Source organism: Roseobacter phycocola (assembly GCF_042055075.2).
In the GTDB taxonomy this organism is placed as follows: Bacteria; Pseudomonadota; Alphaproteobacteria; order Rhodobacterales; family Rhodobacteraceae; genus Roseobacter.
Genome location: NZ_CP194010.1, coordinates 2735128 through 2759737, shown reverse-complemented (window position 1 = coordinate 2759737; position 24610 = coordinate 2735128). Strand labels below are relative to the sequence as shown.

26 protein-coding genes are annotated in these 24610 nt (G+C 61.4%); 11 read left to right on the top strand and 15 right to left on the bottom strand.

What is annotated here, in order from left to right; all coding sequences use genetic code 11:
* The first annotated feature begins 535 nt into the window (after nt 1–535).
* Nucleotides 536–823 carry a hypothetical protein gene (locus AB4K19_RS13535; RefSeq protein ID WP_375228851.1) on the top strand — a complete coding sequence of 96 codons (288 nt, stop codon included), beginning with the start codon at nt 536–538 and terminating at the stop codon, nt 821–823.
* Here the strand turns inward: AB4K19_RS13535 and pgeF are convergent.
* Genes pgeF through lgt form a run of 3 tightly spaced genes read right to left on the bottom strand, consistent with a single transcriptional unit; the run spans nt 755 to nt 3446 of the window.
* The gene (pgeF, locus tag AB4K19_RS13530; RefSeq protein ID WP_375228850.1) at nt 755–1510 is read right to left on the bottom strand and encodes a peptidoglycan editing factor PgeF; all 756 of its coding nucleotides are present in this window, start codon (nt 1508–1510) and stop codon (nt 755–757) included. The two genes, AB4K19_RS13535 and pgeF, sit on opposite strands and share 69 nt — an antisense overlap.
* Nucleotides 1507–2565: a class I SAM-dependent methyltransferase gene (locus tag AB4K19_RS13525; RefSeq protein WP_375228849.1), complete on the bottom strand. Its 1059-nt coding sequence runs from the start codon at nt 2563–2565 to the stop codon at nt 1507–1509. The genes pgeF and AB4K19_RS13525 overlap by 4 nt, the downstream gene beginning before the upstream one ends.
* On the bottom strand, nt 2562–3446 hold the full coding sequence (gene lgt / locus AB4K19_RS13520; protein WP_375228848.1) for a prolipoprotein diacylglyceryl transferase: 885 nt from the start codon (nt 3444–3446) through the stop codon (nt 2562–2564). The genes AB4K19_RS13525 and lgt overlap by 4 nt, the downstream gene beginning before the upstream one ends.
* A gap of 94 nt (nt 3447–3540) precedes the next feature.
* Here lgt and AB4K19_RS13515 point away from each other — a divergent pair, with 94 nt between their 5' ends.
* From AB4K19_RS13515 to AB4K19_RS13495, 5 genes are all read left to right on the top strand, one after another.
* Entirely contained in the window at nt 3541–3783 is a 243-nt protein-coding gene (locus AB4K19_RS13515; RefSeq protein WP_375228847.1) for an accessory factor UbiK family protein, read from the top strand.
* A 276-nt stretch (nt 3784–4059) separates the two neighbouring features.
* The gene (locus tag AB4K19_RS13510; protein WP_375228846.1) at nt 4060–4560 is read left to right on the top strand and encodes a YbjN domain-containing protein; all 501 of its coding nucleotides are present in this window, start codon (nt 4060–4062) and stop codon (nt 4558–4560) included.
* Between the two features lie 32 nt (nt 4561–4592).
* Nucleotides 4593–5408: a pyrroline-5-carboxylate reductase gene (proC, locus tag AB4K19_RS13505; protein ID WP_436397967.1), complete on the top strand. Its 816-nt coding sequence runs from the start codon at nt 4593–4595 to the stop codon at nt 5406–5408.
* On the top strand, nt 5401–5739 hold the full coding sequence (locus AB4K19_RS13500; RefSeq protein WP_436397965.1) for a tRNA-binding protein: 339 nt from the start codon (nt 5401–5403) through the stop codon (nt 5737–5739). Before proC ends, AB4K19_RS13500 begins: the two co-directional genes overlap by 8 nt.
* 11 nt (nt 5740–5750) lie before the next feature.
* Nucleotides 5751–6689, top strand: a complete 939-nt coding sequence (locus AB4K19_RS13495; RefSeq protein WP_375230895.1) for a 2-hydroxyacid dehydrogenase — start codon at nt 5751–5753, stop codon at nt 6687–6689.
* Here the strand turns inward: AB4K19_RS13495 and AB4K19_RS13490 are convergent.
* Nucleotides 6686–7270 carry a thymidine kinase gene (locus AB4K19_RS13490; RefSeq protein WP_436397964.1) on the bottom strand — a complete coding sequence of 195 codons (585 nt, stop codon included), beginning with the start codon at nt 7268–7270 and terminating at the stop codon, nt 6686–6688. The two genes, AB4K19_RS13495 and AB4K19_RS13490, sit on opposite strands and share 4 nt — an antisense overlap.
* A 281-nt stretch (nt 7271–7551) precedes the next feature.
* On the opposite strand from AB4K19_RS13490, the gene AB4K19_RS13485 reads away from it, so the two are divergent.
* Nucleotides 7552–8016, top strand: a complete 465-nt coding sequence (locus AB4K19_RS13485) for a hypothetical protein (RefSeq protein WP_375228844.1) — start codon at nt 7552–7554, stop codon at nt 8014–8016.
* A gap of 11 nt (nt 8017–8027) precedes the next feature.
* Here the strand turns inward: AB4K19_RS13485 and AB4K19_RS13480 are convergent, their stop codons facing one another.
* Nucleotides 8028–9152 (bottom strand): beta-ketoacyl-ACP synthase III, encoded by a 1125-nt coding sequence (locus AB4K19_RS13480; protein ID WP_375228843.1) that lies wholly within the window; start codon nt 9150–9152, stop codon nt 8028–8030.
* 181 nt (nt 9153–9333) lie between these two features.
* A complete protein-coding gene (locus AB4K19_RS13475) occupies nt 9334–9630 on the bottom strand; it encodes a hypothetical protein (RefSeq protein WP_375228842.1) in 297 nt (98 codons plus the stop codon).
* A 284-nt stretch (nt 9631–9914) separates the two neighbouring features.
* On the opposite strand from AB4K19_RS13475, the gene AB4K19_RS13470 reads away from it, so the two are divergent.
* A complete protein-coding gene (locus AB4K19_RS13470) occupies nt 9915–10694 on the top strand; it encodes a VPLPA-CTERM sorting domain-containing protein (protein WP_375228841.1) in 780 nt (259 codons plus the stop codon).
* A 184-nt stretch (nt 10695–10878) separates the two neighbouring features.
* Here AB4K19_RS13470 and AB4K19_RS13465 read toward each other — a convergent pair whose 3' ends face one another.
* The 3 genes from AB4K19_RS13465 to AB4K19_RS13455 all read right to left on the bottom strand — a co-directional run bounded on the left by AB4K19_RS13465 (nt 10879) and on the right by AB4K19_RS13455 (nt 15641).
* Complete coding sequence (locus tag AB4K19_RS13465) at nt 10879–11139, bottom strand: hypothetical protein (protein ID WP_375228840.1); 261 nt, start codon at nt 11137–11139, stop codon at nt 10879–10881.
* 254 nt (nt 11140–11393) lie between these two features.
* Nucleotides 11394–14753 (bottom strand): carbamoyl-phosphate synthase large subunit, encoded by a 3360-nt coding sequence (gene carB, locus AB4K19_RS13460; RefSeq protein WP_436397960.1) that lies wholly within the window; start codon nt 14751–14753, stop codon nt 11394–11396.
* A 132-nt stretch (nt 14754–14885) separates the two neighbouring features.
* Nucleotides 14886–15641: an alpha/beta fold hydrolase gene (locus AB4K19_RS13455; protein ID WP_375228839.1), complete on the bottom strand. Its 756-nt coding sequence runs from the start codon at nt 15639–15641 to the stop codon at nt 14886–14888.
* A gap of 144 nt (nt 15642–15785) precedes the next feature.
* Between AB4K19_RS13455 and AB4K19_RS13450 the strand changes: the two genes are divergently transcribed.
* Complete coding sequence (locus tag AB4K19_RS13450; RefSeq protein WP_436397958.1) at nt 15786–16334, top strand: hypothetical protein; 549 nt, start codon at nt 15786–15788, stop codon at nt 16332–16334.
* A 70-nt stretch (nt 16335–16404) separates the two neighbouring features.
* On the opposite strand, the gene glyA is transcribed toward AB4K19_RS13450, so the two are convergent.
* Complete coding sequence (glyA, locus tag AB4K19_RS13445) at nt 16405–17700, bottom strand: serine hydroxymethyltransferase (RefSeq protein ID WP_375228836.1); 1296 nt, start codon at nt 17698–17700, stop codon at nt 16405–16407.
* 211 nt (nt 17701–17911) lie between these two features.
* Here glyA and AB4K19_RS13440 point away from each other — a divergent pair, with 211 nt between their 5' ends.
* Together AB4K19_RS13440 and AB4K19_RS13435 are read left to right on the top strand one after the other, a co-directional pair.
* Nucleotides 17912–18673 (top strand): NAD kinase, encoded by a 762-nt coding sequence (locus AB4K19_RS13440; protein ID WP_436397955.1) that lies wholly within the window; start codon nt 17912–17914, stop codon nt 18671–18673.
* On the top strand, nt 18673–19905 hold the full coding sequence (locus AB4K19_RS13435) for a Coenzyme F420 hydrogenase/dehydrogenase, beta subunit C-terminal domain (protein ID WP_436399545.1): 1233 nt from the start codon (nt 18673–18675) through the stop codon (nt 19903–19905). Before AB4K19_RS13440 ends, AB4K19_RS13435 begins: the two co-directional genes overlap by 1 nt.
* On the opposite strand, the gene AB4K19_RS13430 is transcribed toward AB4K19_RS13435, so the two are convergent.
* The 5 genes from AB4K19_RS13430 to AB4K19_RS13410 all read right to left on the bottom strand — a co-directional run bounded on the left by AB4K19_RS13430 (nt 19878) and on the right by AB4K19_RS13410 (nt 24581).
* The gene (locus AB4K19_RS13430; RefSeq protein ID WP_436397953.1) at nt 19878–20450 is read right to left on the bottom strand and encodes an SCO family protein; all 573 of its coding nucleotides are present in this window, start codon (nt 20448–20450) and stop codon (nt 19878–19880) included. The two genes, AB4K19_RS13435 and AB4K19_RS13430, sit on opposite strands and share 28 nt — an antisense overlap.
* Nucleotides 20450–21010, bottom strand: coding sequence for a hypothetical protein (locus AB4K19_RS13425; protein WP_375228834.1), 561 nt, complete (start codon nt 21008–21010; stop codon nt 20450–20452). The genes AB4K19_RS13430 and AB4K19_RS13425 overlap by 1 nt, the downstream gene beginning before the upstream one ends.
* Nucleotides 21007–21465, bottom strand: a complete 459-nt coding sequence (locus tag AB4K19_RS13420) for a hypothetical protein (RefSeq protein WP_375228833.1) — start codon at nt 21463–21465, stop codon at nt 21007–21009. Before AB4K19_RS13420 ends, AB4K19_RS13425 begins: the two co-directional genes overlap by 4 nt.
* Nucleotides 21466–21729: 264 nt before the next feature.
* A complete protein-coding gene (locus AB4K19_RS13415) occupies nt 21730–22506 on the bottom strand; it encodes a VPLPA-CTERM sorting domain-containing protein (protein WP_375228832.1) in 777 nt (258 codons plus the stop codon).
* A 233-nt stretch (nt 22507–22739) separates the two neighbouring features.
* Nucleotides 22740–24581, bottom strand: coding sequence for a propionyl-CoA synthetase (locus AB4K19_RS13410; protein WP_436399544.1), 1842 nt, complete (start codon nt 24579–24581; stop codon nt 22740–22742).
* Nucleotides 24582–24610: the final 29 nt, after the last annotated feature.

Sequence of the window (24610 nt, the reverse complement as noted above, 5' to 3'; positions counted from 1 at the left end):
CGATCACCTTTTAACGGTTGGTCACATCCCGTGCCGGCCCCCACCGACGATCACGGAAAGGACAATTTACAGTTCTTTCGTGTACAGGGTGGCTTCAGAATGGGGTATCATCTCTCAATCTGTCAAAAATCAGCGTTAATTGTTCCTTGACGAATGTCAGTCCGGGCAGCGCAGGTGTTTTGTTTCCCGATCCCGGCAGGCGGCGTCACATTTGAGTGCGCATAAGAAAACCCTCCTGCGATTCGACGCAGGAGGGTTTCTGTCGACAGTAAAACCTCTGTTGGGGCAGAGGGGAGTTTCAGGCAGATACCCGCGTCGGGGTCTGCTCTTGCTTGCGACGCGCAATGAAATCCGCCCGGCGGATGCCGCGGTGCCAGGGCATATCGGGGTCTGATGCCGATGTTGTCCTGACGACCGATTTAGTAAAACGTGCGTTTCTTTTCATCGTCGTGTCCTGCTCGATTATCTGCGATTGGGCCTTTTTGCCTCTTGTTGACCCTTAAATTGCCCGGTCAATCGGGCCGGAATTTGACCGGTGGTAAAAAAAATCAACAATAAATCAGATTGTTTCGCTGCAATTTTGGACGAATTGCCGCAATTATCAGAAAATACGCAGAAAATTGAATCTATTGAGAAAATTCAGTTCTGGCTGGCGGCGGCAGGGACAATGGCAGGAAAATCATCCGATTGTTCAGGTGATCTGCGGCAATTTCCGGGCACGATCTGCCAGATTGTTGCCCGGATCGGTGCTTTTTCAGAGCGTTATCGCGGCGATGAGCCGGCCGTAGTCTGCTTCTTTTGCATGCGTGCTGCGGCGGTATGAATAAAACCGGTCCGCATCTGCATAGGTGCAGTGGCGCGTCCATTCGGCTTCGCCAATACCTGCAGTGCGCAGGCGGTGCAGGCCATAGGCAGGCAGGTCAAACTGAAAACGGTCACCGGATCCCCCCGCGAAAAACCGCGCGTTTTCGTCACCCTCTGCCATGAAGGTATCAAAAAACTCCGGGCCGACCTCATAAGCTGCCTGCGAAATTGAGGGCCCTATGACGGCGCGGATTGCTTCGCGCGCGGCACCAAGACCGATCATCGCGTCAATGGTGGCTTCGAGAACGCCATCCAGCGCGCCACGCCAGCCTGCGTGTGCGGCCCCGATGACCCCGGCAGAAGGGTCCGCGAAAAGGACGGGCTGGCAGTCTGCGGTGAGAACGGAAAGCGCGATACCCGGCGTCCGGGTGACCAGCCCGTCGGCGCGGGGTCTGTCCGTCGTCGGTTCGTTTACAACGACAACATCTGCCGAGTGAACCTGATGCACCCCTGCCAGATGCTCCGGTGGCACCTGCATCGCACCGGCAACCCGGGCGCGGTTAATAGCCACAATTTCTGACTGATCCGAACTGCCTGTTCCACAGTTCAGACCGGCAAAAACGCCGGAGGACGCACCACCACGGCGGGTGAAGAAACCGTGGCGTGTGTCGCCGAGAATGTCAGAGGTCAGTACTTCAAGCGTCATACGTCCAGTCCGGGCGGAGGGCTGTTGCCATGCGGGAAAAGGCCAAGAACCTTGAACAGGTTTCCCATTTCCGCCGGATGCGTCAAGCGGCGATGTGCAGCGATGTGCTGGTCAAGCGCGGCGCCGCTCAGCCCGGCGGCAAGCGCCTGCGCGCGGGCCGTGATCCCAAGGCGTTCCAGAAATACGCCCTGAGGCGTCAGTTTCGAGCAGGCACAGGGCGCGGCGGCAAACAGAGCTTCAAAGTCCACATGCGCGGTCAGGTCAGCTTTGCCGGGTGACGCAAGCGGGTCTGCCGGTTTCTGATCCTGCAGCGCCTGCAGTGTATCCCCCTGACTGCGCCAGTCGCCGTAGTCGATGATCAGCGCAGCACCGCCATGAGCTGTAATCCGTTGCCCGATCGCATCAACAGTGGGTGCGGCAGCAGGGCGGTATTCAACCAGGTTTCCCGGTTCTGTATCGGCCAGCCGGTCTGCAAGCGCGGGCTGGGGCGTTTCCGGACCAAGGCCAAAACTCAGATCATCTTCACTCAGCCCGACCATACGCTCGTGCCAGTGGTGTTCGCCGCGCTGAAACTGGCGCACGGGCAGTGCATCGAAGAACTCGTTTGCCACCAGATAGAGCGGGGCGTCCGGCAGGTCATCCGGGGTTTCGATGAATATTGGCTCCGCGTCGGGCAGCGTCTCGCGCTGAACCTGACGCAGCCGCTCGGACGCCTCGATCAGCACGACCTGTGCTGCTGCGCCGAAACCCGGCACCTGTCCGGTCGCCCGCAGGATGTCGGCCATCAGTGTGCCGCGGCCGGGGCCTGCCTCGGCCAGGGTAAAGGACGCGGGCTGCCCCTGATCTATCCACGTCTGAGCGAGGCACAGGCCGATCAGTTCCCCGAACATCTGGCTGATCTCCGGGGCCGTAATGAAATCCCCGTCTGTCCCGAAAGGTTCCTGTGTCGTGTAGTATCCGGCGGTCGGGTGCAGCAGGCATTCCTGCATATACTCGGCCACAGTCATCGGTCCCTGTGCCGCGATGCGGGCCACCAGTTTTTCCCGCAGGTTCACCGGGCGCGTCCTGCGCGCAGGATCAGCCAAAGGCCGGCAAGGATCATAGGTGCGGACAGGATCTGGCCCATCGTCAGCCCCCAGCCGCCCACATGCCAGGCGAGCCCCAGCGGGTTGCCGGGTGCAACGAAGTGAGCATCCGGCTGGCGTACGAATTCCACCAGGAAACGGGAGAGCCCGTAGCCGGCGAAAAAGACACCGGCAATGAGACCCGGCCGCCTGAGCGCGCCAGAACGCCACACAAGCCAGAGCAGCACAGCGCCCAGCAAAAGTCCTTCAAGACCTGCTTCATAGAGTTGCGAGGGATGACGACCGCAGAGCCCCACAACATCCGGGCAGTTCCGTGCATCCGTACCGGGAAAGGCGACGCCCCAGGGCAGATCTGTGGGCCTACCCCAGAGCTCACCATTGATGAAATTCGCTAGCCGGCCCAGCAGCAGACCTGGCGGTACCCCGATCGCAATTGCATCTGCGAGGCTCAGGCGGGGCAGCGCATGTTTCCAAGCATAGAGAAACGCAGCGGTGATCACGCCCAGCAGCCCACCGTGAAAAGCCATGCCGCCCTGCCACACGGCGAGAATCTCGCCCGGGTGCGCCAGATAGTAGTCGCGCTGGTAGAAAAAGACATATCCCAGCCTGCCACCCAGAATGACGCCGATGATCACCCAGGTCAGCAGGTCTTCGATCTGGCGGTCTGTGGCGGGTGGCGTCTCTTCCGGCCAGAGCGCAGGGCGCCGCAGGGCAGAGACAACCAGACGCCAGCCGATGACGATGCCGACGATATACGCGAGCGCATACCAGCGCAGCGCAAAGTCAAAGCCAAAAAGGCTGATGGAAAAAATCTCCGGCGAGATCTCCGGAAACGGGAGGACAGCTTGCATGACGCCCAATTGCCCGCGCCGCGCCAGGGAAGTCAACCTTGCAGCGCAGGCCGATCAGGCCCATATAGGAAGGACACCGACACGGAGAGACACGATGCAGACGCGCAACAAAATGTTCGACGACATTTCTCAGCTGATGACCAACGCGATGGGCGTGGCGCAGGGCGCGCGCGAAGAAGCCGAAACCGCGATGAAAAGCCTCGTCGACCGCTGGCTCGCGGACCGTGATTTTGTGACACGCGAAGAGTTCGACGCGGTGCGCAGCATGGCGCAGAAAGCCCGCGAAGAGAACGAAGCACTGCGTGCGCGTCTCGACGCGCTTGAAGCCGGTAAGTAACGCCGGACGGCCCGAAACGTGCCCGGGCCGCGCTGATCCGTAAACAAATCCTTTACCGCTTGTCCGTGTCTTAACAGATGCGGACAATTTGAGCCCTGTTTTGTGATATCCACAACTTATTGTGTTAACCCGCAAGAAAAGGGGTTGCCACAGAGCCTCATGCACAGCACCATATCATGTATGGGTCGAGGGGATCGCCCCGATCCATAGCGCAGGCACCTGGTTCCTGGGGGCCATCAGGCCACCATCGCCAGAGCGAAAAAAAGAGGTGTACCTATGGCCCTGTCCGAGCAGTATCTGGAAGAAGACATTCACCCCATCGATATCGTTGAACATCTGGCTGCCCACCATGAGTGGGATTTTGACCGGATTTCCGACGAGCAGATTGCGATGGCCGTCGAAGGGCAGTGGCGCACCTATTCACTGACACTCGCCTGGTCGGCCTTTGATGAAACGCTGCGTATGATCTGCACGTTTGACATGGAACCACCCGAGGACAAGCTGGCGCAGACCTTTGAGCTGCTGAACCATATCAATGACCAGTGCTGGGCCGGGGCCTTTACATACTGGGAAGAACAGAAACTCATGGTGTACCGCTATGGCCTCGTGCTGTCCGGCGGCCATGTGGCGTCCGCAGATCAGATCGATACGATGATCCGGGCCGCTGTGATGAGCGCCGAGCGGTATTACCCGGCGATGCAGCTGCTGGCTTGGGGGGATCAGACGCCCGCCGAGGCCCTGCAGGTGGCCATTGCAGAGGCGTACGGCCGCGCGTAAACCTGACCCCCAGATCATTCGCGGGGGGACACATGGAAAACAGCCGGATTGCACAACAGGGACTGGTCCTGCTGGGCTGTGGAAAAATGGGCTCGGCCATGCTGGAAGGCTGGCTGAGCAGGGGCCTTCCGGCCGCTTCGGTCAGTGTGATCGATCCCTACCCATCTGACTGGCTGCAAAGCACCGGGGTGGCTCTGAACGGCGAACTGCCTCCGGCACCCGCGGTTGTCCTGGTCGCGGTCAAACCACAGATGATGGCAGATGCACTGCCCCGTCTGCAGGCGATGGGCGGCGGCAGTACTGTTTTTGTCAGTGTCGCCGCCGGGATCACGATCGACTACTTCGAGAGCATCCTTGGGGCTGACACACCTGTTGTCCGCGCGATGCCGAACACGCCGGCGGCGATATCAAAAGGGATCACCGCCATTGCCGGCAACAGCGCAGCAGGTGAAGCGTCACTGTCCGAGGCTGAAGAGCTGTTGTCTGCGGTCGGCGAGGTCGTGCGCGTCAAAGCGGAGGCTGACATTGATGCGGTGACGGGCGTCAGCGGGTCAGGCCCGGCCTATGTGTTCCATATGATCGAAACGCTTGCCGCGGCGGGTGCCGCCGAAGGCCTCCCGCCGGAGCTGGCGATGCGGCTGGCCACAGCTACGGTCGCGGGCGCCGGCGCGCTGGCCCAGGCTGCTGATGTCGGTCCGGATCAGCTTAGGATCAACGTCACCTCTCCAAACGGGACGACACAGGCGGCGCTCGAAGTGCTGATGGACGAAGAGAACGGCTTTCCCGCGCTGATGAAACGCGCGGTCCGGGCCGCAACAGAAAGATCAAGAGAACTGGCAAATGGCTGAGATCACATTCGATGACTTCATGGCGGTAGATATCCGCAAGGGAACGGTGCTGAGGGCGGAACCTTTCCCCGAAGCCCGCAAACCCGCAATCAAGGTCTGGATCGACTTTGGCCCGGAGATTGGAGAGAAGAAAACCTCTGCGCAGATCACGGCGCATTACACACCGGAAAAGCTGGTGGGGCGCCAGGTGATGGGGGTCGTGAATTTTCCACCACGCCAGATCGGCCCGTTCATGTCGGAGGTTCTGCTGCTTGGCGTGTCTGACAGCGAAGGTGGCATTGTGCTGATCAGCCCGGATCACGACGTCCCGGACGGAGGGCGGATGCATTGACCCGTGTTTTTATGAGCCGCCCGCTGCCTGAAACGGTACAGGCCGCCGCCCGCGCGCGTTTTGAGCTGACTGTCCGGCCGGAAACCGGCCCGCTCAGCCGCGATGAAATGCTGGCTTCGCTCAGGGAGTATGACGCGGTGGTCCCGACCCTCGGTGATCTCTATGACGCCGATATTTTTGCGGCTGTACCGGATGCGCGCTGCCGGCTGCTGGCTAACTTTGGCGTGGGCTACAACCATATCGACACGGATGCAGCAAAGGCGGCGGGTATAGCAGTATCCAATACGCCGGGTGCGGTCACGGATGCCACTGCAGACACCGCCATGACGCTGATGCTGATGAGCGCGCGCCGGGCGGGTGAAGGTGAACGGATTGTCCGCGCGGGCACCTGGGAAGGCTGGCATCCGACGCAGCTTCTGGGGATGCATCTCAGCGGTAAAACGGTTGGCATTGTCGGAATGGGTCGTATCGGTCAAGCGATTGCGCGGCGCTGTCATTTTGGCTTTGACATGCAGGTCGCCTATCACAGCCGGTCGGAAAAACAGCTCGATTTTCCGGCGGCCCGGGCGGACAGCCTGCTGGCGCTGGCAGGTCAGGTCGATGTGCTGGTCACGGCAGTGCCGGGCGGAGCAGAAACAAACCATCTGATCAATGCAGAGGTTCTGGCGGCCATGCAGCCGCATGCGCATCTGATCAATATTGCGCGTGGCAATGTGGTGCAGGAAACCGCCCTGATCGAGGCACTTCAGCAGCGGCGCATCGGCGGAGCGGGGCTGGATGTTTATGAATTTGAGCCTGAGGTCCCGGACGCACTGAAAGCGCTGGAGAACGTGGTTCTGCTGCCCCATATCGGCACCGCAGCGCTGGAGGTGCGCGAGGACATGGGCCTCATGAGCGTGAATAACCTGATTGCGTTTTTCGACGGGAATCCACTGCCCAACGCAGTTTAGGCGCCGTCGCCGACCGCCTCGCGCCAGTGGCGGCGGCAGAGTGACACATAGGTTTCATTGCCGCCGATCTGTACCTGCGCCCCGTCACGCAGTGCATTGCCGTCCGCGTCCTGGCGGACCACCATGGTGGCTTTTTTGCCGCAGTGGCAGATGGTGCGGACCTCACGCATTTCATCGGCCAGGGCGAGAAGCGTGGCTGAGCCTGGAAAAAGCTCTCCCCGGAAATCGACGCGCAGCCCGAAACACATCACCGGAATATGCAGGTCATCAACGGCCCGAGCGAGCTGCCACACCTGATCCTTGCTCAGAAACTGTGCCTCATCCACAAAGGCGCAGGCAACCGGACCCGCATTAAGGCGCTGCGCGATCAGATCAAACAGATTGTCCTCTGGCCCGAATGTGTCCGCCGGCTCGCCAATGCCGATCCGGGACGCGATTCTGCCCTTGCCGGCCCTGTTATCAAACCGCGCGGTCAGCAGGTATGTTTCCATGCCCCGTTCGCGGTAGTTGTGCGCGGCCTGCAGCAGCACCGTCGACTTGCCGGCATTCATTGTGGAGTAGTGAAAGTACAGTTTGGCCATGCGGCTTGATAAGCCGCAGTATTACCGGTCGCAAGCGCCTCAGGGGCGTTGAAGGGAGCGGCTGCGCAATATCCGGCGGGGGCCGGACTGTTTTCCCGTCACAACAGAGCGCAGCGCGGCTCCTACCAAAAAACCAGCTGCGGGATCGCCGGCCACTCATTACCCCCCAAAACACGCGGGTGTGCTTTTATAAATGACATTTCCCTGACATCCGATTAATGGGAGAACGCAAGTATCTATCCGGCATCTGAACCACGTGACCGGCCACGGGAGAAGACTCAATGACTGCGATCGGGCGCTACCTGAAAAAACACACCGAAGCTCTGGTGAAAGACGTCGGTATCGAACAGGCGTGCCGTGTCACCGGCAAGTCCAAGGCGACACTGGGGCGGTACTATTCCGATCACGACGAACATGCGGACCGGTACATGCCCATCGAGACGGTTGCTCTGCTGGAGCAGGCCGCGCGGTACCCGCATGTGACAGGCGCGCTGGCGGAGCTGTCGGGGACATCTTTGCAGTACGATGAGCGCCGGCCCAATTCTGAACGTCCGGGTGGCGTGAACAGCGACGTGATCGCGCTCAGCCAGCGGTTTGCGATGCTCATGGGCGAGTATCAGCAGTCAATGGAAGACGGCAAAATCACCGTCAATGAAGCCAAGCGGCTGCTCAAGGAAACGACGCTGTTGCAGCAGGTTCTGATCGATATGAAGCTGCACCTCGAACAGGATCACGGTGCCGCCTGAGGATATTCCGGTCAGGCGCGCCGGCGCACCAGCACGGAGCCCACTGAATACCCTGCACCGAACGAGCAGATCAGACCTGTGTCGCCCTCGGCCAGGTCATCCGAATACTTTGAAAAAGCGATGATCGAGCCTGCAGAGGATGTGTTGGCGTAGTCCTGCAGAATGTTGGGTTGTTCCTCGGGTGCGGGCGTCCGGCCCAGCACTTTGCGGCCAATAAAGTCGTTCATCGTTTTGTTGGCCTGGTGCAGCCAGAGACGTCTGAGATCGTCTGCTTCAACGCCGTTGCTCTGCATGTGTGCCGCAATATGCTCTGACACCATCGGCAGCACTTCTTTGAACACTTTGCGACCGTTCTGCATGAACTGCATGTCGCGGCGGTCCACCATGCCTGCCGGGCGTGACCGGCGCAGGTAGCCGTTGTTGTTCCTGATATTATTGGAAAATTCTGTTGCGCACCGTGTCGAGAGGATCTCGAAATACGCGCCCTGCGCGGCATCAGCGCGTTCGATCAGGGTTGCGGTTGCCACGTCGCCAAAGATGAAATGACAATCCCTGTCGCGCCATTCCAGGTGCGCTGAGCAGATCTCGGGGTTGATGACCAGCGCGCTGCGGATGCTGCCGGAGCGTACCATATCGGCCGCAGCCTGGATACCGAAGGTCGCCGACGAACAGGCCACGTTCATGTCAAAGGCAAAGCCCTCAATCCCGAGGAGTTGCTGTATTTCAATGGCCACCGCCGGGTAGGCGCGTTCCATGTTGGAGGCAGCACAGATCACCAGATCAACATCCGCTGCCTTGCGCCCCGCCTGGGCCAGCGCTTTGGCCGCGGCATCCACGCCCATCTCTGCCATCAAAGACGGCTCGTCATCCTCCCGCTGGCGCAGCAACGGGTGCATCACGGATGGGTCAAGCACACCGGTTTTGTCGATCACATGACGCTGCTCAATGCCGGAGGCTTTGACGATGAATTCTTCGGAGGAATATTCTTTGGCCGCGATGGTGCCGGCCGAAATTGCCTCAGCATTTTCCGTGTTGAAAAGGTCAACATAGGCGTTGAAAGCCGTCACCAGTTCGGCGTTGGTGATCACATTGTCCGGGGTGAAAACACCGGTTCCGGTGATGGCTGGTTTATACATGGGTCATACCTTTTGAGGGTGCAGTGTTCTCAGCCCATGCAGGCCGCTGCGTCAAGAGCCGTAAGGGCAAGTGACGCAGCGTCGGCCAGCGCGGTCGTGGCCTGTCGGTGCGGCGTCGGTACCACGTCGGTTTAACGTCGGTATTACGTCGGTGCGCAGCGCGCGCACCTGCAGCGCTCTGTTAACGCACCGGCACCGAGTAGAGAATGTAGCCATCACGCTGTGCAACTTCGACAGCGCCGGTGTCGATCACGAAGACGCCGAGGTTCTCTGCATCTGCCGGACAGGCGACGAGATCAGCAGCATCATCGAGGAACTGATTGGTGAAATCATCCTCTCCCACGCGGCGGCAGATGTCCCCTTTGAACCGGTAGCCGTCGCCGAAAAGCGGCAGGGATCCGGTCACGGGTTCGGGGGCTGGTGCGGGGGTGCAGGCGGAAACGAGGGCGGCAAATACAATGAGAGCGGAAAAGCGCATCGAAAAAACTCCTTTTGGAACTGCTGCCCGATGATGACACAAGCCAGGGCATTCGGGAACTGTGCCGCACAAGGCGGGCTCTGCCGTCGCAGTTTCCTGCCGGGCCGCCGTCGGACGCCCGCGCGTTTTCTCCTGTTTACGGTGGCAGAAAAGGTCCCGGATCCGGCGGACAAGTTGGGGCGACTGTCCGGGCAGGTGACCGGAAAAAACAATTTTTGGTTGAATTAATGACCCTCTGAGGGCTAGCTTAAGGAATTGGTAACATTATTGTGAAGGGTAATTTTATGAAAATTCTCATCAGTTCATTTACAGCATCATTGCTGCTGGCCAGCGGTGTTTTGGCCGCGCCGGTGGATCTGTCAGGATGGAGTGTCGAGCAGGGACCGGGGGCACAACCTGCCGGCAACTGGTCGCTGGCACCTGACAACAACTCGGTCACTCAGACCGTGAACAGCCAGGTCTCGGTCTTTTACGATGGCGCGGCGTCATCTCAGGGAAAGGCGCTGAGCGGCACGATCCGCGTTAATACGTCCTTCGACGACGATTTCGTAGGATTTGTCCTCGGTATGGATGCCGGCGAAGTGGACGGCAGCGCCGGGACGGTCGATTACTGGCTGGTCGACTGGAAACAGGGCAACCAGACGTACCTGGATACTCTGGGCGAAGCGGGCCTGAGCCTGAGTCATGTCACCGGTTCCACGCTGGCTGAACAGGATTTCTGGGGACACATCGGTGTTCTGTCCGAGAAGAAAACAGCAACAAACCTTGGCGCGACGGGCTGGAATGATTTACAGACCTACACCTTTGAACTGATCTTTACCGAAACACTGATCGAAGTGTCCGTCGATGGGGTCAAAGAGATCAGCTATACCTCGGCAGAGCATGGATCGCTGTTCAAGGATGGCGGGTTCGGGTTCTACAACTATTCGCAGGGTAATGTGACCTATGCGGGTATTGAGGAGGAACCAGCGCCGCCTTCAACGGTTCCGCTTCCTGCTGGTATGCCGCTGCTGCTGGCCGGTCTGGGTGGTCTGGGCCTGCTGGGCCACAGGAAGCGGTCGTAAACTGAGCCTTCGTTCTGATCTGCAAAGGCGCCCGACACACCGGGCGCCTTTTTTAATTGCAGCGCATCCGCCCGCGAAACCGTTGTCGGTTCCGCCTGTTGCTCCTGCAGCGCATTGACGCCTGAAGCCTTCGCCGCCTGCGCGCGCATGGCCAGCTCTGCGGAGCAGGAGCCGGAGGCACCGCTCAACCGTCGCCGGGACGCTGGTCCACCACAGACTGCACGACCGCTTCGCAGTCTCCGGGACTTTCGGGCAGGCATGCGTAATACAGGCTGCGCACCTTCACCTGGGACAACTCATACGAACCATTAACGCCCTGCACTGTACTGGTCCGGAACAGGTATTCTTCGCCGTTCACAGTGATCGTCGAATTCGTGACGTCAGACGTCGAAGCGCATCCGGCGACAACTGGCAGGCTGAATGCGATCGCGTATCTCAGGTGCACCGGCGTTTTTCCTCATCTTTGTGCGGGCGGGGATGCACCTGTTGTAGTACGCCATGGCTTCCTGACCAGGCGGGAAGGATGCTTTTGCGATGAACAGGTGCGGAAGCCTCCCGCACCGGGAGTGCTCTGAAACCTGCCATCGACGCTGATGTCAGACAGTCCGGATTGCCGACGGCCCGGGGCGCAAAACGGTTTTTTCTGCGCTGCATCCCGCAGAACAATAAGCCGACCAGGCGTGAGCGGATGCTGCCGGATCAGGCCTGCAGCGCTTTGACGCCCACATCGTCCGCGGCCTGGGCCTGAATGGCGAGCGCTGCGGCGTAGGAGCCGGCGGCGGTGGTGAAATAGGGGATCCGGTCATAGAGCGCGATGGAGCGGATGGACTTGCTGTCCTCCACAGCCTGGGTGCCTTCGGTCGAGTTCATCACCAGCTGGATGCCTTCGTCCTTCATCATGTCGGTCACATCCGGGCGGCCCTCGTAGACCTTGTTCACGGTGCCGCAGGTCAGGTCATGATCGTTCAGCCATTTTGCCGTGCCGCGCGTGGCCACAAGGGTAAAGCCCTGTTCCAGGAGAATTTTTGCGGCTGACAGCATGTCGTCCGTTTTGTCCGCGTCCTTGATCGAGATGAAGGCGCAGCCCGAGGTCGGCAGCGGGTTGCCCGCGCCCATCTGCGCCTTGAGGAAGGCGCGGGGGAAGTCGCGGTCCCAGCCCATCACTTCGCCGGTAGAGCGCATTTCCGGCCCCAGGATTGTATCCACACCGGGGAAACGGGCGAAGGGCAGAACGGCCTCTTTGACAGAGAACCAGGGCATGTTCGGGTCAGCCAGGGTCATCGGATCGCCCAGCGGCAATACGGCATCGTATGCTGCGGTCTCGTCATAGGCGGGGCGCTGCGGGAAGTTCGCGAGCGGCTCACCGGCCATGATACGCGCGGCGATGGAGGCAATGGCGCTGTCGGTGGCTTTGGCGACAAAGGGCACGGTGCGTGAGGCGCGGGGGTTGACCTCAATGAGGTAGATTTCGCCGTCCTTGATCGCGAACTGGATGTTCATCAGGCCGACCACGTTGAGTGCCTTTGCGAGCGCGCGTGTCTGCTCTTCGACCTCAGCGATCACATCGCGGGAGAGGGAGTAGGGCGGCAGGGAACAGGCGCTGTCGCCCGAGTGCACGCCGGCCTCTTCGATGTGCTGCATGATGCCCGCGACGTGCACGTCTGTGCCATCACAGAGCGCGTCAACGTCCAGCTCCACCGCACCGGCGAGATAGCTGTCGAGCAGCACCGGGCTGTCGCCCGAGACGACCACGGCGGTGGTGATGTAGCGCTCCAGGCTCGCCTGATCGCGCACGATCTCCATGGCGCGGCCGCCCAGCACGTAGGAGGGGCGGATCACGAGCGGGAAGCCGATGTCTTTAGCAATCTCCAGCGCCTCGGTGTCGGAATGGGCGATGCCGTTGTTGGGCTGTTTCAGGCCCAGCCCCTGCACCAGCTGCTGGAAGCGTTCGCGGTCCTCCGCCAGGTCAATCGCGTCGGGCGTGGTGCCCAGGATCGGGATGCCCGCCCCCTCAAGCGCATTGGCGAGTTTCAGCGGCGTCTGGCCACCGAACTGTACGATCACGCCGTGCAGGGTGCCATTTTCCTGCTCGACACGCAAAATTTCCATGACGTGTTCAAAGGTCAGCGGCTCGAAATAGAGCCGGTCGGAGGTGTCATAGTCGGTCGAGACGGTTTCGGGGTTGCAGTTGACCATGATGGTCTCGTAGCCCGCGTCGGTCAGCGCGTAACAGGCATGACAGCAGCAGTAATCGAACTCGATGCCCTGGCCGATCCGGTTCGGACCGCCACCAAGGATGACGACCTTCTTGCGGTCCGACGGGCGGGCCTCACATTCCACCTCGCCGAAGACGGGCGATTCGTAGGTGGAATACATATAGGGCGTCTGGGCTTCGAATTCGGCGGCACAGGTGTCTATGCGTTTGAACACGGCGGTGACACCCAGATCGGTGCGCGCGCGGCGCACGGCGGTTTCATCCTGGCCGGTGAGCTGGCCAAGCCGCGCATCGGTGAAGCCCATCATTTTGAGCTGGCGCAGAGCGGTTGCATCCTGGGGCAGGCCGCCCGCGCGCAGATCCCGTTCGGTGTCGATGATTTCGCGGATTCGCGCCAGGAACCACGGGTCGAACATCGTCACGCCGTGGATGTCATCATCGCTGAGACCGTGCCGCATGGCCTGGGCGATGGTGCGCAGCCGGTCAGGTGTCTGCTGGCTGATCGCTTTGACGATCGCGGCTTCATTGGCACCTTCGCTCTCCCAGTGGCCGACGCCGACACCGTCGATGTCGATCTCGTCAAAGCCGGTGAGGCCCTGTTCCATGGAGGCGAGCGCCTTCTGCATGCTCTCGTGGATCGTGCGGCCGATGGACATTGCCTCGCCCACGGATTTCATCGCGGTGGTCAGATCGGGCGTAGCGCCCGGGAATTTCTCAAAGGCAAATTTCGGGATCTTGGTGACGACATAGTCGATGGTCGGCTCAAAGCTCGCCGGTGTCACGCGCGTGATGTCATTGTCGAGCTCATCGAGCGTGTAGCCCACCGCCAGTTTCGCGGCGATCTTGGCAATCGGGAAACCGGTGGCTTTGGACGCCAGAGCAGAGGACCGTGACACCCGCGGGTTCATCTCGATCACAACCATGCGCCCGTCTGCCGGGTTCACCGCCCACTGCACGTTTGAGCCGCCGGTTTCGACCCCGATCTCGCGCAGCACGGCAATCGAATGGTTGCGCATGATCTGGTATTCTTTGTCGGTGAGCGTCAGCGCGGGGGCTACGGTGATGCTGTCGCCCGTGTGCACGCCCATCGGGTCCACGTTTTCGATGGAGCAGACGATGATGGCGTTGTCAGCGGTGTCGCGCACCACCTCCATCTCGTATTCTTTCCAGCCCAGCAGCGATTCATCGACCAGAATCTGACCCACGGGGGAGGCGTCCATGCCGGAGCGGCAGATCGCCTCGTAATCGTCGCGGTTATAGGCCACGCCGCCCCCCGTTCCGCCCATGGTAAAGGCCGGGCGGATGATGGCGGGCAGGCCCACCTCTTCGAGGGTTTCAAGCGCCAGGCGCACGCCTTCGGCCAGGTCCTTGCGGCCGGTATCGTCTTTGGGTGCGGTGACAATCGCCGCTTTGGGGTTTTCGATGCCCAGACGGTCCATCGCCTCGCGGAAGAGCTTGCGGTCCTCGGCCATCTCGATGGCGGCACGCCGGGCGCCGATCATCTCGACGCTGAACTTGTCCAGAACGCCCATTTCCTCAAGCGCCAGCGAGGTGTTCAGGCCGGTCTGGCCGCCCATCGTCGGCAGCAGCGCGTCGGGGCGTTCCTTTTCGATGATCTTGGCGACCATTTCGGGGGTGATCGGTTCGATATAGGTGGCATCCGCGAGGCCGGGGTCGGTCATGATCGTGGCCGGGTTCGAGTTCACCAGGATGACCCGGTATCCCTCTTCCTTGAGCGCCTTACAGGCCTGTGCGCCGGAGTAGTCGAATTCGCAGGCCTGGCCGATAACAATGGGCCCCGCGCCGATGATCATGATCGATTTGATATCGGTTCTCTTTGGCATGGCGCAGCCCCTTTTTGATCGGACACCCCCATGTGTCCAAATTGTCCTGCGTTATAGGCATGAAAGGCCGCTGTGCAAGGGGGAATGGGAGAATAGCGCGGTGTTTGTGCCGGCCCGCCGCCGGGCGCGTGCTCAGAGCCCGAGGAATGTGCGCACAGCCGCCTCAAACTCGCGTGGTTTTTCGGCATGCAGCCAGTGACCGGCACCGGGCAGTTTGGCGAAATGCGAACGGGGAAACAGCCGTTTGATCTCTGGCCGGTCGTCGGGTTTCACATAGCCCGAGAGCGCGCCTGAGAGAAACAGGGTTTCGCCGTCAAACTGCCTGTCGACCTGCGGGAAGGCCAGGATCTTGTCCATCTCGCGTTCCAGCGTGTCGAGATTTATGCGCCAGGCCTTGCCGGGCACATCCAGCGACTGGGTGAAAAAGCTGCAGAGCGCGGGTTCCACGCCCAGTTCGGCCAGCTGCGCCTCGGCCTCGGACCGGCGGGTCACGCGGCTGAGGTCCACGGCGCGCATGGCGTGGATGTACTGCACCTGAGAATGGCCATAAGAGACGGGTGCGATGTCTGCCACCACCAGGCGGTCCACCAGGTCGGGACGGGTCAGGGCCAGCATCATGGAGGCCTTGCCCCCCATTGAATGACCGACCACATGCAGCGGTCCGCCGAGATGGTCGATCAGTTCCGCCAGATCGGTGGCCAGATCCGGGTAGCTGTGGGTTTCCGTGCGCGGGCTGGTGCCGTGATTGCGCATATCCACGGTGATCACACGCGCCGCGTCAGAAAGACGCTTGGCAATCACGCCCCAGTTCCGGCCGGAGCCGTAGAGCCCGTGCACGATGATCACACCCGGTGCGGCGGGGTCTCCGAAAACGCTGTGGTTCAACATGCCCAAGGGCTAGCGGATTTCACCGGGACGCGCCAGCCCGCAGCCCCGCAGGTAGTTGCGGGGTAAAGGTTTGTTAAGACTTTCGGGCGATGTAGCTGGTGGGGGCGCCAGAAGACATGGATGGCGCGAGGACCTGGCACAAGCATGAAAAAAACTGTTTTCGGACGGCTGGGCGAGAGCCCGGAGCAGGAAGACCGTGACCTGTTCAAAACCTATGGCGGCCCGATCGAGGTGGAAATTGTGCCCGGGTTTCACCGCTCGGGGCGGTACCTGTTTCTGGCGCGGGCCTTTTTCGAGACCGACAAGGAGATCGTCTGTGTTTTTTCCGGACGCCGGGCGCTGGATACGGGGCCTCTGGCACGCACGCTGCAGGCAATGGAGAGCGTGGCAGCACAACGTGCTGCTGCACAGCGCCGCCCGCCGCCCCCTAAGGATGCGGTGCGCCTGTCCGTGCAGATCAAGGGCGCCTGGCAGCACCAGTATTATTCCGACGATGACGGCGAAGAAGTGAAGATATTTCAGCTGGTTGTCGCAAGGTGGGGGTTCACTGACCTGCAGGGTCAGGCACATCAGTTCGGTGAATCCCCGGCGTTTGAGGTGCGCGCGCAGCGGCGGGTCAAATCACGTATTCTGCAGCATCGTGAGATTGATGCCGTGCCCCGGCAGCGGGCCGTGGGGCCGGCGGAAGGCTGATCCTGGTCAAAGGAAAAGCCCCGCAGAAGACTGCGGGGCTTTGCGCGATATTTTGCTTCCCGGAAGCTGCTCAGAGGTTCGGGTACATCGGGAAGCGGGCGCAGAGTTCGGCCACTTCGGCGCGGACTTTGGCCTCGACCGCGGCGTTGCCTTCCTCGCCATTGGCGGCAAGACCGTCGACCACTTCGATGATCCAGTCTGCGATCTGGCGGAATTCAGGCTCGCCGAATCCGCGTGTGGTGCCCGCAGGTGAGCCCAGACGGATGCCAGAGGTGACCATCGGTTTTTCCGGATCAAACGGTACACCGTTTTTGTTGCAGGTGATATGCGCGCGGCCGAGGGCCTTTTCCGTGGCGTTGCCTTTGACGCCTTTGGGGCGCAGATCCACCAGCACCACGTGGGTGTCGGTGCCGTGGGTCACCGTGTCGAGGCCGCCTTTGATCAGCTGGTCGCTGAGGGCCTGGGCGTTGGTGATGACCTGGCTGATGTAGTTTTTGAACTCCGGGCGCAGGGCCTCGCCGAAGGCCACGGCCTTGGCGGCGATCACATGCATCAGCGGGCCGCCCTGGATGCCGGGGAAGATCGCGGAGTTGAACTTCTTGGCCAGCGCTTCGTCGTTGGTCAGGATCATGCCGCCGCGCGGGCCGCGCAGGGTTTTATGCGTCGTCGTGGTGGCCACATGGGCGTGGGGGAAGGGCGAGGGATGCTCGCCTGCCGCGACGAGGCCTGCGAAGTGCGCCATATCCACATGCAGGTATGCGCCCACGCTGTCGGCGATTTCACGCATCTTTGCAAAGTCGATCTGGCGCGGGATGGCCGAGCCACCGGCGATGATCAGTTTCGGCTGGTGCTCTTTTGCCAGGGCGGCAACCTGGTCGTAGTCCAGCATGTTGTCCTCGCGGCGCACACCGTATTGTACCGCGTTGAACCACTTGCCCGACTGGTTCGGGCGCGCGCCATGTGTCAGGTGGCCACCGGCGTCGAGCGACATGCCGAGGATTGTGTCACCGGGCTGCAGCAGCGCCTGGAACACACCCTGGTTGGCCTGGCTGCCGGAGTTCGGCTGCACGTTGGCAAATTCACAGCCAAACAGTTTGCACGCCCGTTCGATGGCCAGGTTTTCCGCCACATCCACGTGCTGGCATCCGCCATAATACCGGCGGCCCGGGTAGCCTTCGGCGTATTTGTTGGTCATCACCGACCCCTGCGCCTCGAGCACAGCCGCGGAGACGATGTTCTCGGAGGCGATCAGTTCGATCTCGTCGCGCTGGCGGCCCAGTTCATCTGTGATGGAGCCGAAAAGCTCCGGGTCACGGTCGGCGAGTGTTTCGGTGAAGAAACCGGGCGTGCGGTGCGGGGCATTCATGGGGCAGTCTCCCTGGCAAAAAGCAGATATGCGCGCCTCATAGCCTAAACGGAACACCTGCAAAAGGCGGTAAAGCGACGCCCCGCCGCTTTGGCGCGGCATTGCGCTGCGCGTACCCGGAACCTGTGGCGCCTGCCTTTTGGCACGGCTCTGGTCATGGCGGGTCATATGTGCTTGTTTTGGGATAAATAAACCGGAACAGCACCGCATCATGCCTGACAAAATTGCCTTTACTGCCAGCCGCGCCGAGGTCGCGCAGACGGCCCGTGCAGCACTTATCACGCGGTATGGCAATGTGGCTCCGGAAGAGGCGGAGGTCATTGTGGCGCTGGGCGGTGATGGGTTCATGCTGCAGACGCTGCATGCCTGTCAGCATCTGGAGGCACCGGTTTACGGCATGAACCGCGGCACCATCGGATTTCTGATGAATGCCTATTCCGAGACGGACCTGGCCGACCGGCTGGCCGCGGCGGAAGAGGCGGTGATCAATCCGCTGAGCATGAAAGCCACGCAGGCAGATGGTACCGAGGTTGAGGCGCTGGCCATCAACGAGGTGTCGCTGCTGCGGGCGGGGCCGCAGGCGGCCAAGCTGAAGATCACGATTGACGACCGGCTGCGTATGGCCGAGCTGGTCTGTGATGGTGCGCTGGTGAGCACACCAGCGGGCTCGACCGCCTATAACTACTCTGCGCACGGCCCCATTCTGCCCATCGGCTCTGAGGTGCTGGCGCTGACGGCGATGAGCGCCTTCCGGCCCAGGCGCTGGCGGGGGGCGCTGCTGCCCAAGGATGCTACAGTGCGCTTCGATGTGCTTGAGCCTGAGAAACGCCCGGTGATGGCCGAGGCGGATGCCAAATCGGTCACCGGCGTGGTTACGGTGGAAATCAGGTCGGAACCGGCGGTGGCGCACCACATCCTTTTTGACCCGGGACATGGTCTCGAAGAACGCCTGATCAACGAGCAGTTCACGTGATCATCACGCCCGATCTGTCGGAGCCAGCGCCGCGTGGGCTCTGCACCGATTGTGGCCTGTCCCGCATGAAAAACGCGAAAGACTGCGGCCGGGCCTGTCAGTTTATCGCGCCCGACTATCCGGCGATGGAACGCCAGGTGCATGGCCGGGTGCGCGGGCCGGGAGATGAGCAGTTTTTCGGCCCCGTTCAGGCGATGTACCGCGCCCGGCTTGCACCGGCTGCGGAGGGCGCGCAATGGACGGGCATCACAACGGCGCTGGGCGCGCAGCTGCTGGAAGACGGTGCCGTGGATGCGGTGCTGACCATGGTGCCCGATGCGCAGGACCGGTGGCGCCCGGTGCCCTCGCTGATCACGGAGCCCGGTGACATGGCGCAGGCGCGCGGGATGCGCATGGGCTATGCGCCGCTGCTTGCCCTGCTGGAAGACGCGCAGAAGCGCGGGTTCACGCGGCTGGCCGTCATTGGCATCCCCTGTCAGATCTATGCGTTGCGCCGGCTGGAGGCGCAGCTGGGTCTGGAGGCGCTCTATGTCATAGGCACGCCCTGTTCGGACAATACGACAACAGAAAACTTCCATGAATTTCTGGCGCTGCTGGACGAGGACCCGGGCAGTATCACCTATCTGGAGTTCCGCGCGGATTACCGGGTCGAGCTGAGGTATGCGGACGGGCGGCAGCGGCTGATCCCGTTCCTCTCTCTGCCGATTTCCGATCTGGATCCTGATTTCTTTCCGCTGACCTGCCGGACCTGCGTCGATTACACGAATGTGCTGGCGGATATCACCGTGGGCTACATGGGCGGCGAGGGCGATCAGTGGCTTCTGGTGCGCAATGCGCGCGGGGCGGCACTGTTAGAGGCCCTGGGCGACCGGATCGTGCTGGATGCGCCCGGATCAGCGGGCAAACGCGGTGGTGCCGTGAAAGGGTTTATCGCCAATACCGCGCGCGCGGCAGGCGGGCTGCCGCTGCGGCGCATGCCTGACTGGCTGCGTCCGGTGGTAAGCTGGCTGCAGCCGCGCATGGGGCCGCGGGGCCTGGAATTCGCCCGTGCGCGCGTCGAGATGAAGGCGGCCGAGACCATTCTGCACCTGCGCCGCCAGATGCCTGCAAAGATGAAGAATATGGTGCCGGACCACGTCTGGCGGATCGCCGCCCCCTATGGCCTGGAGCCGGAACCAGGTGAACGCCGGGGGGTGGATGCCGATCAGGACCCGGTGTCGGGCGAGAGATAAGTCCGCACGATTTTCGCTGTGTCTTCCACGTTCAGGATGGGCGGCAGCAGCGTCAGCAGTTTGCCGTCGCCATCCAGCAGATGAACAAAGCTGCCATGGGAATAGATCCAGCCGTATTCCGGATCCATGAACAGAGGTTCGACCTCGACCGCAAAGGCCTCCCAAGCGTCCTGCAGTGCCTTTTCACCCCCGGTCAGGCCGATGAAATCCGCGTGGTATTTCGCCAGCGGCGCCCCCATTGTGTCCACCTTGTCCTGTTCCGGGGCCACGGTGATCATCACCGGCGTGAGGGTGACCCCTTCGGCGGCCATGGCATCCACGACGCCGGCCATCTGGGGCAGGGCGGCGGTGCAGATATCGGGACAGTTGGCGTAGCCGAAAAACAGCAGCTGCGCGTGCCCGTCCGGGTCGGCTTCGGTCCTGGTCTGGCCATGCTGGTCCGTCAGCTCGTACGGGCCGCCGATGTCAAAGGGCAGGGGGGTGGTGCCCGCCAGCAGCGGGCCCGCTGCGAGGCAGAGCACCGCCCCGAGGGCGCGGAGCCGCATCAGAAGTTGTCCTCGGCATAGGCGGCATCTGCCTCAGCTCCGAGCCCGAGATATCCTTCGTTGGCGATGATCTCTTTCACGCGCGGATCGCGGCGGAACCAGGGGCCTTTGCCTTTGGCTTCCGGATGCTTTTTCGCCCACTTTTTGGTCCAGGTATTGGCTTTGATCCAGTCAGCATCCCCGGCTTTGATCCGCTGAACCAGATAGACATTGTCCACGTTCAGATCGGGGTCGGTGATCATCAGGCCGTCCACCTCGATTACCTGTGCGCAGAAGGGCAGCAGCTCTTCGGCGGCACCGGTAAAGGCGGGCTGGCTGTTCTTGTTGGGAAATACCAGAACGTCGTCTGCGGTGCGCAGAAGGCCCAGCTGACGCGCGCCGTCGCCGCAGTTGGCAGGGCAGTCGCCGGAGAGTTCACACAGGATGTCGACGACTTTGGCCTCAAAGCGCGCAGGCACCTCGGCGTAGAGGTTCCAGGATCGTGCTTCGGAGCCTTCTGAGAAGTCCTGGGCTGTGAGCGGGCTGGCCAGCAGGGCCAGAAGCGGGATCAGTTTTCTCATTTGTTCGGATCCGGGAATGAAAAGGGAGGAACGGTGCCGTAGTCTTCGTGCGTGGCGTTGACGATATCCATGTCGCTGACAACCTCGCTGACGACGAGGTAGTTCAGTCCGTCACGTTCGTAATGTATACCGTCTGCGGTGACTGTGTGAGCGGCCAGGCTGAGCTGGGTGTCGCCGCTTGCAGAGCTGGCGTCCTGCGCGATTTTCAACACCATATAAACGGTGCCATCCTCGGCCAGCAGGCCAACCGGGATGCCGCCTGCCGAGCACCAGAGTGCGCAGGTATGGTGTGCGGAGCCCACCACGGCATCTGGGCCGCCCATGACGCCTGAGTAATAACACCACGTGTCGATAATCTCGCCCGTGACCTGGATACGTTCGCCTTCTGCGGCCGCCGCCGGCAGGGCGAGTGGCATCAGCATCGTGGCGAGGGCTGCCTTGAAAAATCCGCGCATATTTGTTCCTTTCTGACGCGGTCAGCCTGCCGGGCGCTCTGGCAGCGGTCAACAGAAATGGCGGGAACGGGCGATCACATTTTTCGCGCGCGGCTGTGAGGGCTGCGGTCTTCGCGCGGATCAGGTTCCTGTAATATCATGAAAGACAGAGATCTTTTTGGCCTTGGGGCCAGGCGTCAGGACAGCCCGGAGGGCAGACGCGATGCCGTACGAAAAAGGGGCGCTCAGGTCCGAAGCGCCCCTTCGTGTCTTCTGCAGCTCAGATCAGGTGTCGCTGCGCTTTTTCCGGCCCATTGCGCCGAGCCCGGCAACGCCGGCAATCAGCATCCACGCCGCGGCGGGCAGTGGTGTGGGGATCAGATCGGCGTTGATGTCGCCTTTCCCCGATGTGCGGATGTTCCACGCGGTTGCCGCAAAAGCGGATACCTGAGATTCTGGCGTGGAGATCAGCGTGTAGTCGTACCAGAGCGAAATACCCAGTGCGTCATCCAGCAGAAGGGCATTTGCGTTCACGCCCGCCTGCGGCTGGTGACCGCTGTTGTTCGCCAGAGACCAGACGTACCCGTCAAGAGCGCCGGTGCCGGTGATCGTTCCGCTGTCGAGGTTGAAATAGTCCCACGCGGAGATATCGAGATCGCCGTCATTGATCAGTCCCTGACTGAACGCGCTGTCACAACCCTGATCAATTTTGCCGCCGTCAAACTGGCAGTACGCCCCATTAATTCCAATCGGGGAGCGCGAGAAGTTCAGGCTGAAGTCGAATGTAAGCCCGGAACTGCCGGTGTTTGTGGCTGACCCGGTCATTTTGGCGGTATTGCCGGTTACTGCAAGGCGACTTTGGTGGTCTGCTGACCAGTGAATGCTGACGCCACTGCCGGTGACGTGGTTGCTGTAAAAGGTCCGTGGTTTGGACGCTACGCCTTCGTTGTAATCTTTAACGAAATATACGTCATCTACCAGGCTGTTTACTGTCCCCGCGAAGGCTGCCACCGGCGCTGCAAAGAGCAGCGCTGCGGCAGTTATTATGTTCTTGTATCCCATTTTGTTTTCCTGACTTCGTCCCATTTTTGCCGTTTTTTTGTGAAGCAAGGAGACGCGAAGGCTGGGTGCGAAACAATACAAAAGTGTTAACGCCGCAACCGAACCGGCGTTTTACTACCCGTGCGGGTGGCCTGTGGAAACAATCCTCCGGATCGTTCCCGATTGGCGCGAGTCTCTGACCGGGAAACACGGTTTGCGGGCTGATTCGACCGGATTTGACCGGTGATGTTTCGTCAGTCTTCCTGCGCGTAGCCGATGGTTTTCAGGGCATCGCGGATTTCGTCGAGGATTACCGGATCATCAATCGTCGCAGGCATTTTGAAGGGTTGATTGTCTGCGATTTTCACGACCGTGCCACGCAGGATTTTGCCGGACCGCGTTTTCGGCAGCCGGTTCACAACGAGCGCATTGCGGAAGGCAGCAACAGGACCGATTTTCTCGCGCACGAGCTTGACGCATTCGGCTGTGATCTCGTCATGGGGTCGGTTCACGCCCGTTGTCAGGCAGAGCAGACCCAGCGGCGACTGCCCTTTAAGATCATCGGAAACACCGACGACGGCGCATTCGGCCACGTCCGGGTGACTGGCGAGCACTTCTTCCATGGCGCCGGTGGACAGGCGGTGCCCGGCCACGTTGATCACGTCATCGGTGCGGGCCATGATATAGAGGTACCCGTCCTCGTCGATCATGCCCGCGTCACCGGTCTCGTAGTAGCCCGGGAACGTGGTCAGATAGCTTTTGCGGAACCGGTCGGTGGCGTTCCAGAGCGTGGGCAACGTGCCCGGCGGCAGCGGCAGTTTCACCGCAATGGCTCCCAGCTCGCCCGGAGCGACGGGATGTCCGGCCTCGTCGAGGATCTGCACGTCATAGCCTGGCATTGCTACAGTCGGAGAGCCGATTTTCACAGGCAGTGCCTCAAGACCCGCAGGGTTGCCCGCGATGGTCCAGCCGGTTTCGGTCTGCCACCAGTGGTCATAGACCGGCACGCCCAGCAGATCGCCGGCCCATTCGATGGTGTCCGGATCGGCCCGTTCGCCCGCCAGGTACAGCGCACGCAGGCCCGACAGGTCGTATTTCTTCAGATATTCGCCTTTGGGGTCTTCGCGCTTGACGGCACGGATGGCCGTGGGCGCGGTAAAGAAGCTGCGCACGTTGTGTTCGGAGATCACGCGCCAGAAGGTGCCCGCGTCCGGCGTGCCAACGGGTTTGCCCTCAAAAACGATGGTGGTGTTGCCCGCGATCAGCGGCCCATAGCAGATGTAGCTGTGCCCTACGACCCAGCCCACATCGGAGGCGGCCCAGAACACATCGCCCGGATCGACGTTGTAGATGTTCTTCATTGTCCAGTGCAGCGCCACCAGATGCCCGCCGGTGGGTCGCACAACGCCCTTGGGCGCGCCGGTCGTGCCGGAGGTATAGAGGATATACGCGGGGTGATTGCCCTCGACCGGTACACAGTCGGCTGGTGTCACGTCTTCCTGCGCTGCGTGCCAGTCCAGATCGCGGCCCGGGATCAGCGCGGCAGGTTCCTGTTCGCGCTGCAGGATCAGGCAGACGTCGGGTTTGTGTTCGGCCAGTTCGATGGCGCCGTCCAGCAACGGCTTGTATTTCACGATCCGCCCGGGCTCGACGCCACAGGAGGCGGCGAGAATGGCCTTGGGCGCGCAGTCGTCGATGCGCACCGCGAGTTCATTGGCCGCAAAGCCGCCGAACACCACCGAGTGTACCGCCCCGATCCGCGCGCAGGCCAGCATCGCCACCAGCGCCTCGGGCACCATCGGCATGTAGATGATCACGCGGTCGCCCTTGGTGACACCCTGAGCCACCAGAGCGCCGGCCAGGCTTGCAGTCTGTGTCTGCAGTTCAGCAAAGGTTGTCGAGGATTTCGCGCCGGTGATCGGGCTGTCGTAAATGATCGCCTTCTGATCGCCGCGTCCGTTTTCGACATGCCGGTCGACCGCGTTCCAGCAGCCGTTGACCATACCGTCAGCGAACCATTCATAGAGGTTGTCGCCGTGATCGGTCAGCGCTTTTTCGGGTTTGCGGTCCCAGTCGATGGCCTCTGCGGCGTTCATCCACCAGGATTCCGGGTCTTCGAGGCTCG

Coding starts and splice junctions, on each gene's coding strand:
- pgeF (WP_375228850.1), bottom strand. CDS start 1,510: ATGACGCTTGAAGTACTGACCTCTGACATTCTCGGCGACACACGCCAC.
- lgt (WP_375228848.1), bottom strand. CDS start 3,446: ATGCAAGCTGTCCTCCCGTTTCCGGAGATCTCGCCGGAGATTTTTTCC.
- AB4K19_RS13515 (WP_375228847.1), top strand. CDS start 3,541: ATGCAGACGCGCAACAAAATGTTCGACGACATTTCTCAGCTGATGACC.
- AB4K19_RS13510 (WP_375228846.1), top strand. CDS start 4,060: ATGGCCCTGTCCGAGCAGTATCTGGAAGAAGACATTCACCCCATCGAT.
- proC (WP_436397967.1), top strand. CDS start 4,593: ATGGAAAACAGCCGGATTGCACAACAGGGACTGGTCCTGCTGGGCTGT.
- AB4K19_RS13500 (WP_436397965.1), top strand. CDS start 5,401: ATGGCTGAGATCACATTCGATGACTTCATGGCGGTAGATATCCGCAAG.
- AB4K19_RS13495 (WP_375230895.1), top strand. CDS start 5,751: ATGAGCCGCCCGCTGCCTGAAACGGTACAGGCCGCCGCCCGCGCGCGT.
- AB4K19_RS13490 (WP_436397964.1), bottom strand. CDS start 7,270: ATGGCCAAACTGTACTTTCACTACTCCACAATGAATGCCGGCAAGTCG.
- AB4K19_RS13485 (WP_375228844.1), top strand. CDS start 7,552: ATGACTGCGATCGGGCGCTACCTGAAAAAACACACCGAAGCTCTGGTG.
- AB4K19_RS13480 (WP_375228843.1), bottom strand. CDS start 9,152: ATGTATAAACCAGCCATCACCGGAACCGGTGTTTTCACCCCGGACAAT.
- AB4K19_RS13475 (WP_375228842.1), bottom strand. CDS start 9,630: ATGCGCTTTTCCGCTCTCATTGTATTTGCCGCCCTCGTTTCCGCCTGC.
- AB4K19_RS13470 (WP_375228841.1), top strand. CDS start 9,915: ATGAAAATTCTCATCAGTTCATTTACAGCATCATTGCTGCTGGCCAGC.
- carB (WP_436397960.1), bottom strand. CDS start 14,753: ATGCCAAAGAGAACCGATATCAAATCGATCATGATCATCGGCGCGGGG.
- AB4K19_RS13455 (WP_375228839.1), bottom strand. CDS start 15,641: ATGTTGAACCACAGCGTTTTCGGAGACCCCGCCGCACCGGGTGTGATC.
- AB4K19_RS13450 (WP_436397958.1), top strand. CDS start 15,786: ATGAAAAAAACTGTTTTCGGACGGCTGGGCGAGAGCCCGGAGCAGGAA.
- glyA (WP_375228836.1), bottom strand. CDS start 17,700: ATGAATGCCCCGCACCGCACGCCCGGTTTCTTCACCGAAACACTCGCC.
- AB4K19_RS13440 (WP_436397955.1), top strand. CDS start 17,912: ATGCCTGACAAAATTGCCTTTACTGCCAGCCGCGCCGAGGTCGCGCAG.
- AB4K19_RS13430 (WP_436397953.1), bottom strand. CDS start 20,450: ATGCGGCTCCGCGCCCTCGGGGCGGTGCTCTGCCTCGCAGCGGGCCCG.
- AB4K19_RS13425 (WP_375228834.1), bottom strand. CDS start 21,010: ATGAGAAAACTGATCCCGCTTCTGGCCCTGCTGGCCAGCCCGCTCACA.
- AB4K19_RS13420 (WP_375228833.1), bottom strand. CDS start 21,465: ATGCGCGGATTTTTCAAGGCAGCCCTCGCCACGATGCTGATGCCACTC.
- AB4K19_RS13415 (WP_375228832.1), bottom strand. CDS start 22,506: ATGGGATACAAGAACATAATAACTGCCGCAGCGCTGCTCTTTGCAGCG.
- AB4K19_RS13410 (WP_436399544.1), bottom strand. CDS start 24,581: ATGAACGCCGCAGAGGCCATCGACTGGGACCGCAAACCCGAAAAAGCG.